The following is a 16,649-nucleotide window of genomic DNA, read 5'->3' on the forward strand; positions in this document are numbered from 1 at the left end:
CTTTGCACAAGGCGCCGCCTACGATAGGTGCCGTGTTGAACCCCTTCGCTTACATCGCCGACCGCTGGACTCCGTCACCCCGGATCGTCCGGCGCGCGGCACTCGCCGCCCTCGTCATGAGCGTGGCCATTGTCGTCACCGGCGGCGCGGTGCGGCTGACCGGATCCGGTCTCGGCTGCGACACCTGGCCCAAGTGCACCGACGACAGCCTGATCGCGACGCAGGCCCAGGGCTTCCACGGCGCCATCGAGTTCGGCAACCGGATGCTGACGTACGTCCTCAGCGCGGCCGTCGGCTGGATCATCCTCGCGGCGCGCTCGGCCAAGCCCTGGCGCCACTCGCTGACGCAGCTCGGCTGGGTCCAGTTCGTCGTCGTGATGGCCAACGCCGTGCTCGGCGGCATCACCGTCATGACGGGCCTCAACCCGTACAGCGTGGCGGGGCACTTCCTGCTCGCCACCGCGCTCATCGCGGTGACGACCGTCACCTGGCAGCGCACCGGCGAGGGCGACACCGCCCCCCGCCCGCGCGTGCCGGGCCCGGTGCGGAAGCTGTCGTGGGCGCTGATCGTCACCACCCTCGTGCTGATCGCGGCGGGCACGGTGGTCACCGGTTCCGGACCGCACGCCGGCGACAGCAGCGAGATCCGGCGGATGCCGTTCGACTGGACGGCCACCGCCCACGTGCACGCCGTCGCCGCCTGGCTGGTGTGCGCCCTGGCCGTCGCGATGTGGCTGGTGCTGCGCGTGGTCGACGCCCCCGTCGACACCCGGGCGCGCGCCCGCGACCTGCTGATCGTGCTGCTCGCCCAGGGCGGCATCGGCTACGTGCAGTTCTTCACCGACCTGCCCGAGCTCCTCGTCGCCGCGCACATGCTGGGCTCCTGCCTGGTGTGGATCGCCGTGCTCCGGGTCGCGCTGAGCCTGCGCGAGCGGCCGTCCGAGCAGGCGGGGATCCCGGCCCAGGGCGACCCGCAGCTCTCCGCCGTCTGAGCCGTGCGGGCTTGAGGGACGCGGGCCGGGGGGTGCGTGGACCGGGGGGCCGCGTGCGCCGGGCGCGCGTGCGCTAAGGGCCGTCCAGTCGGTAGACGCGGCGGGCGTTGCCCGCCGCGACCATGGCGGCCACGCGCTCCGCGTCGCGCCAGGACCAGGACCCCTCCGCGACCCAGCCGCCCAGCACCCGGCCCAGCGCCTCCCGGAACACCAGGGCGCCCACCGCGTGCAGTTCCGGCAGCCGCCGGCCGCCGCTGGAGAAGAGCAGTTTCCCGAACGGCGCGAGTTCCAGCAGCTCGGCCAGGACCGCCGCGGCCCCCGCCCCGGTCCGCCCGAGGGCCGGCCCGGTGTCGGCGTAGACGTGCGGGAAGGCCGCCGCGAGCCGCGCCGCGTGCCGGTGGTGGTGCGGATGTCCGCCGAGCAGCACCAGCCGTGCGCCCAGGCCCGCGGTGGCCCGTACGAACTCCGTCAGCGGCGCCGGATCGGCCGCGTCCGTGTGCAGCTGGAGCGGCAGCCCGGACGACACCGCGCTCCACAACAGGTGCCGCAGGAGTACGGGGTCCCGTACGGCCCCGCCCCTGGACCGCCCGGCCAGCCACCGTCCGGCCGCCCCGCGCACCTCGCCCGGACCGGGCGGCTCGGGCGCGAGGGCCGGGGCGCCCTCGCCGTCGAAGGCGGCCGCGCAGGTGAAGGCCGCGGCCCCGGCGGCGGCGTGGTGGACGGCCTCGGCGAGATTGGCGAGGAAGGCGGACACCGTGCCGGAGGTGTCGGCGACCTGCTCGGCCAGTAACTCCAGCCGGACCGATTCGAAGGCCTCGGCGTCCCCGGCGAGAGCCAGCTCCTTGGGCCCGGTGAGGTCCCCGGCCACCCCGGTGTCGACCAGGTAGGCGGCGACCCCGGACCCCCTGAGCAGCCGCCGCGCGGTCTCGGCCGCGCCCAGCTCGCGCCGCCGGGCCAGATAGCGGGCGGGGGCGGCGTGCGGCTCCAGGCCCAGCAGCGGCGAGCACCAGCGGCGCACCGCGAAACCGGTCTGGGTGTCGAAGAAGGTGGTGCCCGCGGCAGGCGGGCCTGCCGAGCGGACCAGCTCGGCCTCGAAGGTGCCCAGGCCCAGCTCCGTACGGAGTACTCCGTGGCAGTACTGGTCCACCAGGGGCGGCGTTTCGATCATCCGGGCATCCCGTTGCGGACGTGAGGAAGGGGCTTCCACACGTCCTAACGGGTGAGCGGGGTGTGAGGTGTTGCTCGCGCTGTTGACCGAGAACCTAGTTCTCGTGTCCGCCGAGCTGGATGCCGGCCATCCGCGTCCACTCGTACGGGCCGGTGCGCACGCGCGCCGCGAACTCCCCGTCGAACTCTTCGTGGAGGGTCAGCCCGGCCTTCTCGGCGGCGAGCTGCGCCACCGCGAAGGTCGGCGCCACCAGGTCGCCCCAGCCGCCGTCCGAACCCACGAGCACGATCCGGGTGCCGGCCTGGCCGATGTGGGCGAGCTGGCCCTCGGCGCCGCCGTGCTGCTTGGCGAAGGCGCCGATCTGCTTGGCGAGCTTCGCCGCCGTACGGTCCTGCTTCTTGTCCGCGGCGCCTGCGGTGTCCGCTGCGCCTGCGGTCTCTGCGGTGTCTCCCATGGAAGGCATGCTACCGGCGAGTAATCAACGGAGGAAGGGATCCACGGCCACCGCCACGAACAGCAGCGACACGTAGGTGATCGACCAGTGGAACAGGCGCATCTCCTTGAGCTTCACGCCCGTCACGCCCGCCTTGGCGCGTGCGTGCAGCGCGTGCGCCTCCCACAGCCACCAGCCGCCCGCCGCCAGCGCGACCGCGGTGTAGAACCAGCCGGTGTACCCCAGCGGGGTCAGCAGCAGCGAGACCGCCACCATCACCCAGCTGTAGAGGACGATCTGGCGCGCCACGGCCTTGTTGCCCGCAACGACGGGGAGCATCGGCACGCCGGCCCGGGCGTAGTCGTCCTTCACCTTCATCGACAGCGGCCAGTAGTGCGGCGGCGTCCAGAAGAAGATGACGAGGAAGAGGATGACCGCGGCCCAGGAGAGCTCGTTCGTCACCGCGGACCAGCCGATGAGCACCGGCATGCAGCCCGCGATGCCGCCCCAGACGATGTTCTGCGCGGTGCGCCGCTTCAGCAGCATCGTGTAGACCACGACGTAGAAGAGGAGCGCGCCGAGCGACAGGGCCGCCGAGAGCCAGTTGACGAGCAGGCCGAAGAACAGGGTGGAGACCACCGCGAGGGTGAGGCCGAAGGCCAGGCACTCCCGCGGGCTGACCATGCCGGTCACCAGCGGGCGCTGCGAGGTCCGGTCCATCAGCGCGTCGATGTCGCGGTCGATGTACATGTTCAGCGCGTTGGCGCCGCCCGCGGACAAGTAGCCGCCGAAGCAGGTCACGAGGACCAGCCACAGGGACGGCACGCCCTGCTCGGCAAGGAACATCACCGGCACTGTGGTGATCAGCAGAAGTTCGATGATCCGCGGCTTGGTCAATGCCACGAAAGCCATGACGCGGGTCCCGAACGGCCGGTGACCGGGGCTCGTCCCGAGCACCGCCGCTGGACGGGATTCGACGGCCGTCACGCACACCCCTGAGAGAGAATCCAGCAAGCTCCGACTCAGGCCATTCATGACATGAAGGCCCGGTTAAGGCTTGCGCGTACCACGCCACTGTAGACGTTGCGCTTACGTCGCCCGGCGCCGGGGTCGCCTCGTGTTGGGCCGATCGGACCGTGCATACCTACGGGGGACGCCGCGGTCCGGGCTCCCGTGCGCGGGTGAACACACGTCGGCGGCGCGGTGACGGACTGCCTGCACTCGAATAGCTGCACGCCGTTGCGGGGGTAGGCTCGGAATCGCGCCGGTGCACCGTTCGTCACCGGGATTCATACATGTGGAGAGGAGCCCTGACCCACGGTGAGCACCAAGCCGACCACCACAGAGCTCGAGTGGACCGAACTGGACCAGCGGGCCGTCGACACCGCCCGCATCCTGGCCGCTGACGCGGTCCAGAAGGTCGGAAACGGCCACCCCGGTACGGCGATGAGCCTGGCCCCCGCCGCGTACACCCTCTTCCAGAAGGTGATGCGGCACGACCCGGCGGACCCCGAGTGGGTGGGCCGCGACCGCTTCGTGCTCTCCGCGGGGCACTCGTCCCTGACGCTCTACACCCAGCTGTACCTCGGCGGGTTCGGGCTCGAGCTGGACGACCTGAAGGCGTTCCGCACCTGGGGCTCGAAGACCCCCGGTCACCCGGAGTACGGCCACACGGCCGGCGTGGAGACCACCACCGGCCCCCTCGGCCAGGGTGTCGCCAACGCGGTGGGCATGGCCATGGCCGCCCGCTACGAGCGCGGCCTGTTCGACCCAGAGGCCGCCCCGGGCACCTCTCCGTTCGACCACATGGTCTACGCGATCGCGGGCGACGGCTGCCTCCAGGAGGGCATCTCCCACGAGGCGTCCGCGCTGGCCGGCCACCAGAAGCTCGGCAACCTCGTACTGCTGTGGGACGACAACCACATCTCCATCGAGGGTGACACGGAGACGGCCGTCTCCGAGGACACCATCAAGCGCTACGAGGCGTACGGCTGGCACGTCCAGCGCGTCGCGCAGCAGGAGAACGGCGACCTCGACCCGAAGGCGCTGTTCGCCGCCCTCCAGGCCGCCAAGGCCGAGACCGGGCGCCCGTCCTTCATCGCGGCCCGCTCGATCATCGCCTGGCCGGCCCCCCACGCCCAGAACACCGAGGCCGCCCACGGCTCCGCGCTCGGCGACGACGAGGTCGCGGCCACCAAGCGCGTCCTCGGCTTCGACCCGGAGCAGACCTTCGAGGTCGCCGACGAGGTCATCGCGCACACCCGCAAGGCCCTCGACCGCGGCCGCGAGGCCAAGGCCGCCTGGGAGAAGGACTTCTCCGCCTGGCGCACCGCCAACCCGGAGCACGCCGCGTCGTTCGACCGCATCAACGCCAACGAGCTGCCCGCGGGCTGGGAGGACGAGCTCCCCGTCTTCGAGGCCGGCAAGGGCGTCGCCACCCGCGCCGCATCCGGCAAGGTTCTCCAGGCCCTCGGCGCGGTCATCCCGGAGCTGTGGGGCGGCTCGGCCGACCTGGCCGGCTCCAACAACACCACCATCGACAAGAACTCCTCGTTCCTGCCGAAGGACAACCCGCTGCCGGAGGCCGACCCGTACGGCCGCACCCTCCACTTCGGCATCCGCGAGCACGCCATGGCCGCGGCCATGAACGGCATCGCCCTGCACGGCCACACCCGTGTCTACGGCGGCACCTTCCTGGTGTTCTCCGACTACATGCGCAACGCCGTGCGCCTGTCGTCCCTGATGCACCTGCCGGTGACCTACGTGTGGACGCACGACTCCATCGGCCTCGGCGAGGACGGCCCGACCCACCAGCCGGTCGAGCACCTGGCCTCGCTGCGCGCCATCCCGGGCCTGAACGTCGTCCGCCCGGCCGACGCCAACGAGACCGCGATCGCCTGGCGCGAGATCCTCAAGCGCCACACCAAGGTGTTCGGCAAGGGCGCCCCGCACGGTCTGGCCCTCACCCGCCAGGGCGTGCCGACCTACGAGCGCAACGAGGACGCCGCCAAGGGCGGGTACGTGCTCTTCGAGGCCGAGGGCGGTCCCGCCCAGGTCGTGCTCATCGGCACCGGCTCCGAGGTCCACCTCGCCGTCGAGGCCCGCGAGCAGCTCCAGGCCGAGGGCATCCCGGCCCGGGTGGTCTCCATGCCGTCCGTCGAGTGGTTCGAGGAGCAGCCGCAGGAGTACAAGGACAGCGTCCTGCCCTCCTCGGTGAAGGCCCGCGTCGCGGTCGAGGCCGGCATCGGCCTGACCTGGCACCGGTACGTCGGCGACGCCGGCCGCATCGTGTCGCTGGAGCACTTCGGCGCCTCCGCCGACGCGAAGGTGCTGTTCCGCGAGTTCGGCTTCACCGCCGAGGCCGTGACCGCCGCCGCCAAGGACTCCCTCGCCGCCGCCGCGCGCTGACGCCGGTCCAGAACCAAGTAGGAGATGTAATCCCATGACAGACGCACTCAAGCGCCTCTCCGACGAAGGCGTGGCGATCTGGCTGGACGACCTGTCCCGCAAGCGCATCACGTCCGGCAACCTGGCCGAGCTCATCGACCAGTCGCACGTGGTCGGTGTCACCACCAACCCGGCGATCTTCCAGAAGGCGATCAGCGGCGGCGAGGGCTACGAGCAGCAGCTCACCGACCTCGCGACCCGCAAGGTCACCGTGGAGGAGGCCCTGCGCATGATCACCACGGCGGACGTCCGCGACGCCGCCGACATCCTGCGCCCGGTCTACGACCGCACCGACGGCCAGGACGGCCGCGTGTCGATCGAGGTCGACCCGCGCCTGGCGCACAACACGCCCGCGACCGTCGCCGAGGCCAAGCAGCTGGCCTGGCTGGTGGACCGCCCGAACACGCTCATCAAGATCCCGGCGACCAAGGCCGGCCTGCCGGCGATCACCGAGGTCATCGGCAAGGGCATCAGCGTCAACGTCACGCTGATCTTCTCGCTGGAGCGCTACCGCGAGGTCATGGACGCGTACCTGGCGGGCCTGGAGAAGGCCAAGGCCGCGGGCCTGGACCTGTCCCTGATCCACTCGGTCGCCTCCTTCTTCGTGTCCCGCGTGGACAGCGAGATCGACAAGCGCCTGGACGCGGTGGGCACCGACGAGGCGAAGGCCCTCAAGGGCAAGGCGGCGCTCGCCAACGCCCGTCTGGCCTACGAGGCGTACGAGGAGGTCTTCTCCTCGGACCGCTGGAACGCCCTGGAGCGCGTCGGAGCCAACAAGCAGCGTCCGCTGTGGGCCTCGACCGGCGTCAAGGACCCGGCGTACAAGGACACCCTGTACGTGGACGACCTGGTCGCCCCGAACACGGTGAACACCATGCCGGAGGCCACCCTGGAGGCCACCGCCGACCACGGGCAGATCACGGGTGACACCGTGCGCGGCTCCTACGAGCAGGCCCGTGCCGAGCTCGACGCGGTCGCGAAGCTGGGCATTTCGTACGACGATGTGGTGCAGCTGCTCGAGGACGAGGGCGTCGAGAAGTTCGAAGCGTCCTGGAACGACCTGCTGAAGTCGACCGAGGCGGAGCTTGAGCGCCTTGCCCCCACGGAGGCCTGAACACCTTGTCTGTGAACGGAGCGAACCCGCTTCGTGACGCACAGGACCGGCGGCTCCCGCGCATCGCGGGGCCGTCCGGCCTGGTCATTTTCGGCGTTACGGGTGACCTGTCGCGCAAGAAGCTGATGCCTGCCGTCTACGACCTGGCCAATCGCGGCCTGCTCCCGCCCGGCTTCTCGCTGATCGGGTTCGCCCGCCGCGAGTGGGAGCACGAGGACTTCGCCCAGGAGGTGTACGAGGCCGTCAAGGAGCACTCGCGCACCCCGTTCCGGGAGGAGGTCTGGCAGCAGCTGGTGCAGGGCTGCCGATTCGTGCAGGGCGACTTCGACGACGACGCGGCCTTCGAGACCCTGAAGGCCACGATCGACGAGCTGGACAAGGCGCAGGGCACGGGCGGCAACTTCGCCTTCTACCTGTCGGTCCCGCCCAAGTGGTTCCCGAAGGTGGTCCAGCAGCTCAAGGACCACGGGCTGGCCCAGAAGGAGGGATCCTGGCGGCGCGCCGTCATCGAGAAGCCCTTCGGCCACGACCTGAAGAGCGCCGAGGAGCTCAACAAGGTCGTTCACGAGGTCTTCCCCCGTGACGAGGTCTTCCGGATCGACCACTACCTCGGCAAGGAGACCGTCCAGAACATCCTGGCGCTCCGCTTCGCCAACACCATGTTCGAGCCGATCTGGAACCGGTCGTACGTCGACCACGTGCAGATCACCATGGCCGAGGACATCGGCATCGGCGGCCGGGCCGGGTACTACGACGGCATCGGCGCGGCCCGTGACGTCATCCAGAACCACCTGCTGCAGCTGCTCGCGCTGACCGCGATGGAGGAGCCCGGCTCCTTCCACCCCAAGGCGCTGGTGGCGGAGAAGCTCAAGGTGCTCAGCGCCGTCGAGATCCCCGAGGACCTGGGCAAGCACACCGTGCGCGGCCAGTACGCGGCGGCGTGGCAGGGCGGCGAGAAGGTCGTCGGGTACCTCGAAGAGGACGGCATCGACCCCAAGTCGAAGACCGACACCTACGCGGCCATCCGGCTGGAGATCAACAACCGCCGCTGGGCGGGCGTCCCGTTCTACCTGCGGACCGGCAAGCGCCTGGGCCGCCGGGTGACCGAGATCGCCGTGGTCTTCAAGCGCGCCCCGTACCTGCCGTTCGAGTCGGGCGCGACCGAGGAGCTGGGGCAGAACGCCCTGGTCATCCGGGTCCAGCCGGACGAGGGAGTGACGGTCCGCTTCGGTTCCAAGGTTCCGGGCACCTCCATGGAGGTCCGGGACGTCACGATGGACTTCGCCTACGGCGAGTCCTTCACGGAGTCGAGCCCCGAGGCGTACGAGCGGCTCATCCTCGACGTGCTCCTCGGCGACGCGAACCTCTTCCCGCGTCACCAGGAAGTCGAGCTCTCCTGGAACATCCTCGACCCGATCGAGGAGTACTGGGACAAGCACGGCAAGCCCGCGCAGTACCCGTCGGGCACCTGGGGGCCGGTCGAGGCGGACGAGATGCTCGCACGAGACGGACGGAGCTGGCGCCGGCCATGAAGATCGACCTCACGGAGACCAACTCCAGCAAGATCAACGCCGCGATGGTGCAGGCACGCCGGGACATCGGCACGCCGGCCATCGGCATGGTCCTCACGCTGGTGATCGTGACCGACGAGGAGAACGCGTACGACGCGCTCAAGTCGGCGAACGACGCGTCCCACGAACACCCCTCGCGGATCGTCGTCGTCATCAAGCGGGCCAGCCGCTCCCCCCGCAGCCGCCGCGACGCCCGGCTCGACGCGGAGATCCGCGTCGGGGCGGACTCCGGCAGCGGTGAGACGGTCGTGCTCCGCCTTCACGGCGAACTGGTCGACCACGCCCAGTCGGTGGTTCTCCCCCTGCTCCTGCCGGACGCCCCCGTGGTCGTCTGGTGGCCGGACGGTGCACCCGCGGACCTGGCGGGCGATCCGCTGGGGACGCTGGGCCAGCGCCGGATCTCGGACACGTACTCCTGCGAGGACCCGACCCGGGAACTCAGCGCCCGGGGGGCGGCGTACGCCCCGGGGGACACGGACCTCTCGTGGACCCGCATCACCCCGTGGCGTTCCATGCTGGCGGCCGCGCTCGACCAGCAGCAGCTGTCGGTCACCTCGGCGACCGTCGAGGGCGAGGACGAGAACCCGAGCTGCGAGCTGCTGGCCATGTGGCTGGCGGACCGTCTCAAGGTCCCGGTCACGCGCACGCTGTCCTCGGGCCCCGGCCTGACGGCGGTACGCCTGTCGACCAAGGACGGCGACATCGTCCTGGACCGCGCGGACGGGGCACTGGCCACGCTGTGCATGCCGGGGCAGCCCGACCGTGCGGTGGCGCTCAAGCGCCGCGACACGGCCGAGCTCCTGGCGGAGGAGCTGCGCCGGCTGGACCCGGACAACACGTACGAGTCCGCGCTGAAGTTCGGCGTGGCCAGGCTCCAGCCGTCGGCTCCGGCCAAGGCCGAGGCCCCGGCGAAGCCCGAGGCGGAGGCCGAGGCGGAGGCCGAGGCGGAGGCCGAGGCCAAGCCGGAGCCCCCGAAGCCGGCCGCCAAGCCGTCGAAGAAGGCCGCGAACAAGTAACGGGGCCCTGCGGGAGACTGGGGCTCCGCCCCAGACCCCGCGCCTCAAACGCCGGCGAGGCTGGATTTTCCAGCCCGTCCGGCGTTTGAGGACCGGGTCCGGGCGGAGCCCGGTTGCTCCGCGCAGCGGCACCCGCACCACCGCACCCCGGAACTACACAAAAGGCGGCAACACCATGGGTATGACGACTCCCCAGGTCGTCGTCCACCGGGACAAGGAACTGATGGCCCAGGCCACCGCGGCCCGGCTCATCACGAAGATCGTGGACGCTCAGGCGGCCCGCGGCAGCGCGTCCGTGGTCCTCACCGGCGGACGCAACGGCAACGGCCTCCTCGCGGCACTGGCCACCGCCCCCGCCCGCGACGCCGTCGACTGGGCGCGGCTCGACCTCTGGTGGGGCGACGAGCGGTACGTCCCCGCCGACGACCCCGAGCGGAATCACACCCAGGCCCGCGAGGCCCTCCTGGACTCGGTCCCGGTGGATCCCGCCCGCGTGCACGTGATGCCGGCCTCGGACGGCCCGTACGGGGCCGACGTCGACGCGGCCGCGGCGGCCTACGCGGCCGAGCTGGCGAAGGCGGCCGGCCCCGAGGACCACGGTCCGGTCCCCCGCTTCGACGTGCTGATGCTGGGCGTGGGCCCGGACACGCACGTGGCCTCGCTCTTCCCGGAGCACCCGGCGGCCCGCGAGAGCGAGCGGACGGTGGTCGGCGTCCACGGCGCCCCGAAGCCCCCGCCCACCCGGATCTCGCTGACGCTCCCGGCGATCCGGGCGGCCCGTGAGGTCTGGCTGCTGGCGGCGGGCGAGGACAAGGCCGGCGCGGTGTCCATCGCCCTCGGCGGCGCGGGCGAGGTCCAGGCCCCGGCCGCGGCCGCCTACGGCCGCTCCCGCACCCTGTGGCTGCTGGACCGTGCGGCGGCGGCCAGGCTCCCGGCCGGGATGTATCCCCCGGCCTCCTGACCGGTATGACGCGAAGGGCCCGCTCTCCCGAGGAGAGCGGGCCCTTCGTCGTCGACGGTCAGCTCCGGCCGCGCAGCTTCCGGTACGTGGCCACCAGCGCCTTCGTCGAGGCGTCCAGGCCCTGCACGTCCGCGCCCCCGGTCAGGGCGGGCTCGACGCGCTTGGCGAGCACCTTTCCGAGCTCGACGCCCCACTGGTCGAAGGAGTCGATGTTCCACACCGCGCCCTGGACGAACACCTTGTGCTCGTACAGCGCGATCAGCTGGCCCAGCACGCCCGGGGTGAGCTCGGTCGCCAGGATGGTGGTCGTCGGGTGGTTGCCGTGGAAGGTCTTGTGCGGGACGAGCGACTCCGGCGCCCCCTCGGCGCGCACCTCGTCCGCCGTCTTGCCGAAGGCCAGCGCCTGGGTCTGGGCGAAGAAGTTGGCCATCAGCAGGTCGTGCTGGGCCGCCGGGGCCGCCTCCAGCTCGGCCACCGGCTTCGCGAAGCCGATGAAGTCCGCGGGGATCACCTTCGTCCCCTGGTGGATCAGCTGGTAGTAGGCGTGCTGCCCGTTGGTGCCGGGCGTGCCCCAGACCACGGGGCCGGTCTGCCACTCGACCGGATTGCCGTCGCGGTCCACGGACTTGCCGTTGGACTCCATGTCCAGCTGCTGCAAGTACGCGGTGAAGCGCGAGAGGTAGTGGCTGTACGGGAGCACCGCGTGCGACTGCGCATCGAAGAAGGCGCCGTACCAGATGCCCAACAGGCCCATGAGGAGCGGGACGTTCTCCTCCGGCGGCGCCGTGCGGAAGTGCTGGTCCATCAGGCGGAAGCCGGCCAGCAGGTCACGGAAGGCGTCCGGGCCGATCGCGATCATCAGGGAGAGGCCGATGGCCGAGTCGAAGGAGTAGCGGCCGCCGACCCAGTCCCAGAACCCGAACATGTTGGCCGGATCGATGCCGAAGTCGGTGACCTTCTCGGAGTTGGTCGACAGCGCGACGAAGTGCCGTGCCACGGCCTTCTGCTCTCCCCCGAGGCCCGCCAGCAGCCAGCCGCGCGCCGTGGTGGCGTTGGTGATGGTCTCGATGGTGGTGAAGGTCTTGGAGGCGACGATGAACAGCGTCTCGGCCGGGTCCAGGTCCCGTACGGCCTCGTGGAGGTCCGCGCCGTCGACGTTGGACACGAAGCGCACGGTCAGACCGCGGTCGGCGAAGGCGCGCAGGGCCTCGTAGGCCATGGCCGGACCGAGGTCGGAGCCGCCGATGCCGATGTTGACGACGTTCTTGATGCGCTTGCCGGTGAAGCCGGTCCACGCCCCCGACCTGACCTGGTCGGCGAAGGCCGCCATCTTGTCCAGGACGGCGTGGACGCCGGGGACCACGTCCTCGCCGTCCACCTCGACGACGACGTCCCTCGGCGCGCGCAGGGCGGTGTGCAGCACCGCCCGGTCCTCGGTCGTGTTGATCTTCTCGCCTCGGAACATCGCCTCGCGCAGCTCGGCCACGCCCGTGGCCGCGGCCAGCTCGCGGAGCAGGGCGAGCGTCTCGTCGGTCACGAGGTGCTTCGAGTAGTCGATGTGCAGGTCCCCGACCCGCAGGGTGTAGGCCGCGCCGCGGCCGGGATTCTCCTCGAACAGCTCCCGCAGATGCGTCTGCCCGAATTCCTCCCGGTGCTTGCCGAGTGCCAGCCACTCCGGCGTCCGGTTGAGCTTCGTCCTGCTGTCTGCGTTCATCTCGGACATCAACCCGTTTCTTCCGTCCTGTCGTGCCCCGCCGTTCTCCAACCTAAGGGATCAGAAGCGGCGCAACGCACACAAAGAGGCCCGGCTCCGCAGGAGATGATTCCTGCGGGGCCGGGCCTCACGTCACATACTTGGGGCGGTGTCAGATCTCGCCGCGGAGTTTGGCGAGCGCCTCGGCGAGGATCGCCTCGCCGTCGGCGTCCGAGCGGCGTTCCCGTACGTACGCCAGGTGCGTCTTGTACGGTTCGGTGCGCGGCGGCGCGGGCGGGTTGTCCCGGTCCTGGCCGGCCGGGAACCCGCAGCGCGGGCAGTCCCAGGTGTCCGGCACCTGTGCGTCGCTGGCGAAGCTCGGCTGCGTCTCGTGCCCGTTCGAGCACCAGAAGGAGATGCGCAGGCGGGGCGCGGACTCGCCGCGCTCTGCCTCACCCATCGGCCCCGCTCCGACCCGGCTACCACGGATCGCGTTGCCACTTGCCACGGTCGTAACTCCCTGCGTGATGGTGCCGCGGAGTGTGAGTGGAATTTCCGCCGCGGAGCGCCCAAGTCTACGTAAGGCCCAACGCACGTCCAGTGAGCGGAGTTACTGATTCCGCGCTGTGAACGCCGGACCTCATGATAGGCCGGGCACCACCGACAGGACTGCCGGAATGGCCAGAACGGTCAGCTGCTCGACTTCATCAGCAGGCCGAGCGCGACGATGCACGCGAACCACAGCAGACCCACGACGACGGTGATGCGGTCCAGGTTGCGCTCCGCGACGGAGGAACCGCCGACCGACGACTGCATTCCGCCGCCGAACATGTCGGAGAGGCCGCCGCCCTTGCCCTTGTGCATCAGCACGAGCAGCATCAGCAGGGCGCTGAAGACGATCAGGGCGATCGAGAACCCCATAATCACGGCTGATTCCTACTTTCTGGCTTTTTCAGGCTTTCCGGCTTTGCGTGATGTGCGCGGGGGCCAGTGGCTGATGGTTCAGCCCCTGGCCCCCGCAAGGGTACGACGGATCGGCCCTACCGCATACTCACTGGTCGCGGAAGCGGACGATCTTGACGAACTCGTCCGCGTCCAGCGCCGCGCCGCCGATCAGGGCGCCGTCGACGTCGGGCTGGGCCATGATCGCCGCGATGTTCCCGGACTTCACCGAGCCGCCGTACTGGATGCGGACCTTGTCGGCCAGCTCCTGCGAGTACAGCTCCGCGAGGCGGGTGCGGATCGCCCCGCAGACCTCCTGGGCGTCGTCGGGGGTGGCGACCTCGCCGGTGCCGATGGCCCAGACGGGCTCGTAGGCGATCACGATGGACTCGACCTGCTCGGCCGGGACGTCCTTGAGGCCGCCGTCGAGCTGGCTCAGCGTGTACGGGACCTGCTGGCCGGCCTTGCGGACGTCCAGGCCCTCGCCGACGCACAGGATCGGGGTGATCCCGTGCCGGTAGGCGGCCTTGACCTTGGCATTGCAGATCTCGTCCGTCTCGCCGTGGTACTGACGGCGCTCGCTGTGGCCGACGGCCACGTACGTGCACTTCAGCTTCGCCAGCATGGAGCCGGAGATCTCACCGGTGTAGGCGCCGGAGTCCTGCGCGGAGAGGTCCTGGGCCCCGTACTTGATCTTCAGCTTGTCGCCGTCGACCAGGGTCTGGACCGAGCGCAGGTCGACGAAGGGCGGCAGGACCGCGACCTCGACGGCGTCGTAGTCCTTGTCGGCGAGCGCGAAGGCGAGCTTCTGGACGTGGGCGATGGCCTCGAGGTGGTTGAGGTTCATCTTCCAGTTGCCCGCCATCAGCGGGGTACGGCCGTTCACAGCGTCAGACATAAGGGGTCAGCCCTCCAGGGCGGCGAGGCCGGGGAGCGTCTTGCCCTCGAGGTATTCGAGGGAGGCGCCGCCACCGGTCGAGATGTGGCCGAAAGCATTCTCGTCGAAGCCGAGGATGCGGACCGCGGCGGCGCTGTCTCCGCCGCCGACGACGGTGAAGGCGCTGCTGTCGAGCAGTGCCTGGGCGATGGCCGTGGTACCGCCGGCGTAGTCGGGGTGCTCGAAGACGCCGACCGGGCCGTTCCAGAAGACGGTCCTGGCATCGGCGATCTTCGACGCGTACAGCTCGCGCGTCCTGGGGCCGATGTCCAGACCCTCCTTGTCGGCGGGGATCTTGTCCGCGTCCACGATCGCGAAGTCGGCCGGGGTCTTGCCCTTGAGGTCCGGGAACTCCGCGGAGACCAGCACGTCGACCGGGAGGACCAGCTCGACGCCGGTGTCCTCGGCGCGCTGCATGTACTCCTTGACCTTGTCCACCTGGTCCTTCTGGAGCAGGGAGATGCCGACCTCGTAGCCCTTGGCGTAGAGGAAGGTGTAGGCCATGCCGCCGCCGATGAGGATGCGGTCGGCCTTGCCGAGCAGCTCGTCGATGACGGCCAGCTTGTCGGAGACCTTGGCGCCGCCGAGGACCACGACGTACGGGCGCTCGACCTCGGCGGTGAGCTTCTTCAGGACGCCGACCTCGGTGGCGATGAGGTAACCGGCCGCGTGCGGGAGGCGCGCGGGCAGGTCGAAGACCGAGGCGTGCTTGCGGTGGACGGCGCCGAAGCCGTCGCCGACGTAGACGTCGGCGAGCTGGGCGAGCTGGTCCGCGAAGGCGCCGCGCTCGGCATCGTCCTTCGAGGTCTCGCCGGCGTTGAAGCGGAGGTTCTCGATGACGGCCACGTGGCCGTCGGCGAGGGCCGCGACGGTCTCCTTGGCGGAGGCTCCGACGGTGTCGGTGGCGAAGGCGACGTCCGCACCGAGCAGTTCGCCGAGGCGCGTGGCGGCGGGCGCGAGCGAGAAGGCCGGCTCCACGCCGGTCCCCTTGGGCCGGCCCAGGTGCGAGGCCACGATGACGCGGGCGCCGGCGGCGGCGAGCTTCGCGATCGTGGGCTGGACGGCGCGGATGCGGCCGTCGTCGGTGATGGTGCCTTCGGCCAGCGGGACGTTCAGGTCCGCGCGGACGAAGACCCGCTTGCCCTTGACGCCCTCGGCGAGGAGTTCATCGATCGTCTTCATGTGTACCTACTCCTTTGTGTCCTTCACTCGAAGGGCGAGGAAGGGAGAACGAGGCAAGCAACAGGGCCCGTGCGGCGCTTCGTCGCGCTGCTCGGACCCTGTGCTCACATCGTGGTGCCTTGCCTGCGTGCTTAGAGCTGACCGCCGACGAAGACGGTGAGGTCGACGAGACGGTTGGAGTAGCCCCACTCGTTGTCGTACCAGCCGACGACCTTAACCTGCGTGCCTTCCTGGACCATGGTCAGGGAGGAGTCGAAGGTGCAGGACGCGGGCCAGTTCACGATGTCGGAAGAGACGATCGCGTCCTCGGTGTAGTCGAGGATGCCCTTGAGCTGCCCCTCGGCGGCCTTCTGGAAGGCCGCGTTGATCTCTTCCACGGTGGTCTCGCGGGAGAGCTCCAGGACCAGGTCGGTGACCGAACCGGTCGGAACCGGGACGCGCATGGCGATGCCGTCCAGCTTGCCCTTGAGCTGCGGCAGGACCAGAGCGGTGGCCTTGGCGGCACCGGTGGAGGTCGGGATGATGTTCTCGGCGGCGGCGCGGGCGCGGCGCAGGTCCGAGTGCGGGAAGTCCAGGATGCGCTGGTCGTTCGTGTACGCGTGGACCGTCGTCATCATGCCCTTGACGATGCCGAAGTTCTCGTCGAGGACCTTGGCCATCGGCGCCACGCAGTTGGTGGTGCAGGAGGCGTTGGAGATGACGTGGTGGTTGGCCGCGTCGTACTTGTCCTGGTTGACGCCCATCACGATGGTGATGTCCTCGTCCTTGGCCGGAGCCGAGATGAGGACCTTCTTCGCGCCGGCCGCAATGTGCTTGGCGGCGTCGGCCTTCTTGGTGAAGATGCCGGTCGACTCGATGACGATGTCGGCGCCCAGCTCACCCCAGGGGAGGTTCGCGGGGTCGCGCTCGGCGAAGGTCTTGAAGGTCTGGCCACCGACGGTGATGCTGTTGTCGGTGTGGCTGACCTCGTGCTTCAGCCGGCCCAGGATGGTGTCGTACTTGAGAAGGTGCACCAGGGTCGCGTTGTCAGTCAGGTCGTTGACACCGACGATCTCGATGTCCGCTCCCTGCTCCAGGAGCGCCCGGAAATAGTTGCGGCCAATGCGGCCAAAACCGTTGATGCCTACGCGGATCGTCACGAACCGATCTCCTCGTTGGTGCGCCGGTTAGTGCGCCGGCGAGCTGAAATGGGA

At 70.3% G+C, this 16,649-nt stretch carries 15 protein-coding genes; 6 read left to right on the forward strand and 9 right to left on the reverse strand.

The features are described 5' to 3' along the window. The first annotated feature begins 2 nt into the window (after positions 1-2). A complete protein-coding gene (locus OG472_RS13525) occupies positions 3-992 on the forward strand; it encodes a heme A synthase (RefSeq protein ID WP_401600875.1) in 990 nt (329 codons plus the stop codon). Between the two features lie 73 nt (positions 993-1,065). On the opposite strand, the gene OG472_RS13530 is transcribed toward OG472_RS13525, so the two are convergent. From OG472_RS13530 to OG472_RS13540, 3 genes are all read right to left on the reverse strand, one after another. Then, positions 1,066-2,160: an amidohydrolase gene (locus OG472_RS13530; RefSeq protein ID WP_405829619.1), complete on the reverse strand. Its 1,095-nt coding sequence runs from the start codon at positions 2,158-2,160 to the stop codon at positions 1,066-1,068. 94 nt (positions 2,161-2,254) lie between these two features. Continuing rightward, positions 2,255-2,623, reverse strand: coding sequence for a hypothetical protein (locus OG472_RS13535; RefSeq protein WP_401600881.1), 369 nt, complete (start codon positions 2,621-2,623; stop codon positions 2,255-2,257). A 15-nt stretch (positions 2,624-2,638) separates the two neighbouring features. Further along, on the reverse strand, positions 2,639-3,586 hold the full coding sequence (locus OG472_RS13540; RefSeq protein ID WP_319723223.1) for a heme o synthase: 948 nt from the start codon (positions 3,584-3,586) through the stop codon (positions 2,639-2,641). Positions 3,587-3,913: 327 nt separating this feature from the next. Here OG472_RS13540 and tkt point away from each other — a divergent pair, with 327 nt between their 5' ends. The 5 genes from tkt (at position 3,914) to pgl (ending at position 10,702) form a co-directional block, all read left to right on the forward strand. Then, positions 3,914-6,001: a transketolase gene (tkt, locus tag OG472_RS13545; protein WP_383569212.1), complete on the forward strand. Its 2,088-nt coding sequence runs from the start codon at positions 3,914-3,916 to the stop codon at positions 5,999-6,001. Positions 6,002-6,035: 34 nt separating this feature from the next. Next, a complete protein-coding gene (gene tal, locus OG472_RS13550; RefSeq protein WP_405829620.1) occupies positions 6,036-7,154 on the forward strand; it encodes a transaldolase in 1,119 nt (372 codons plus the stop codon). A gap of 5 nt (positions 7,155-7,159) precedes the next feature. Then, positions 7,160-8,686 carry a glucose-6-phosphate dehydrogenase gene (zwf, locus tag OG472_RS13555; protein ID WP_383569206.1) on the forward strand — a complete coding sequence of 509 codons (1,527 nt, stop codon included), beginning with the start codon at positions 7,160-7,162 and terminating at the stop codon, positions 8,684-8,686. Next, positions 8,683-9,741 (forward strand): glucose-6-phosphate dehydrogenase assembly protein OpcA, encoded by a 1,059-nt coding sequence (gene opcA, locus OG472_RS13560; RefSeq protein ID WP_405829622.1) that lies wholly within the window; start codon positions 8,683-8,685, stop codon positions 9,739-9,741. The genes zwf and opcA overlap by 4 nt, the downstream gene beginning before the upstream one ends. Before the next feature lie 181 nt (positions 9,742-9,922). Then, on the forward strand, positions 9,923-10,702 hold the full coding sequence (pgl, locus tag OG472_RS13565; RefSeq protein ID WP_401602429.1) for a 6-phosphogluconolactonase: 780 nt from the start codon (positions 9,923-9,925) through the stop codon (positions 10,700-10,702). Between the two features lie 58 nt (positions 10,703-10,760). Here pgl and pgi read toward each other — a convergent pair whose 3' ends face one another. The 6 genes from pgi to gap form a co-directional block, all read right to left on the reverse strand. Continuing rightward, positions 10,761-12,416: a glucose-6-phosphate isomerase gene (gene pgi / locus OG472_RS13570; RefSeq protein WP_401602430.1), complete on the reverse strand. Its 1,656-nt coding sequence runs from the start codon at positions 12,414-12,416 to the stop codon at positions 10,761-10,763. A 151-nt stretch (positions 12,417-12,567) separates the two neighbouring features. Continuing rightward, a complete protein-coding gene (locus OG472_RS13575) occupies positions 12,568-12,903 on the reverse strand; it encodes an RNA polymerase-binding protein RbpA (protein WP_010352468.1) in 336 nt (111 codons plus the stop codon). 182 nt (positions 12,904-13,085) lie between these two features. After that, positions 13,086-13,316, reverse strand: coding sequence for a preprotein translocase subunit SecG (secG, locus tag OG472_RS13580; protein WP_030388924.1), 231 nt, complete (start codon positions 13,314-13,316; stop codon positions 13,086-13,088). Positions 13,317-13,446: 130 nt separating this feature from the next. Next, positions 13,447-14,223 carry a triose-phosphate isomerase gene (tpiA, locus tag OG472_RS13585; RefSeq protein ID WP_327419181.1) on the reverse strand — a complete coding sequence of 259 codons (777 nt, stop codon included), beginning with the start codon at positions 14,221-14,223 and terminating at the stop codon, positions 13,447-13,449. A gap of 18 nt (positions 14,224-14,241) precedes the next feature. Continuing rightward, the gene (locus OG472_RS13590) at positions 14,242-15,456 is read right to left on the reverse strand and encodes a phosphoglycerate kinase (protein WP_405941469.1); all 1,215 of its coding nucleotides are present in this window, start codon (positions 15,454-15,456) and stop codon (positions 14,242-14,244) included. A 131-nt stretch (positions 15,457-15,587) separates the two neighbouring features. Beyond that, positions 15,588-16,595 (reverse strand): type I glyceraldehyde-3-phosphate dehydrogenase, encoded by a 1,008-nt coding sequence (gene gap / locus OG472_RS13595; RefSeq protein WP_327413330.1) that lies wholly within the window; start codon positions 16,593-16,595, stop codon positions 15,588-15,590. Positions 16,596-16,649: the final 54 nt, after the last annotated feature.

Origin of the sequence: Streptomyces sp. NBC_00207, assembly GCF_045160965.1 — a bacterium.
In the GTDB taxonomy this organism is placed as follows: domain Bacteria; phylum Actinomycetota; class Actinomycetes; order Streptomycetales; family Streptomycetaceae; genus Streptomyces.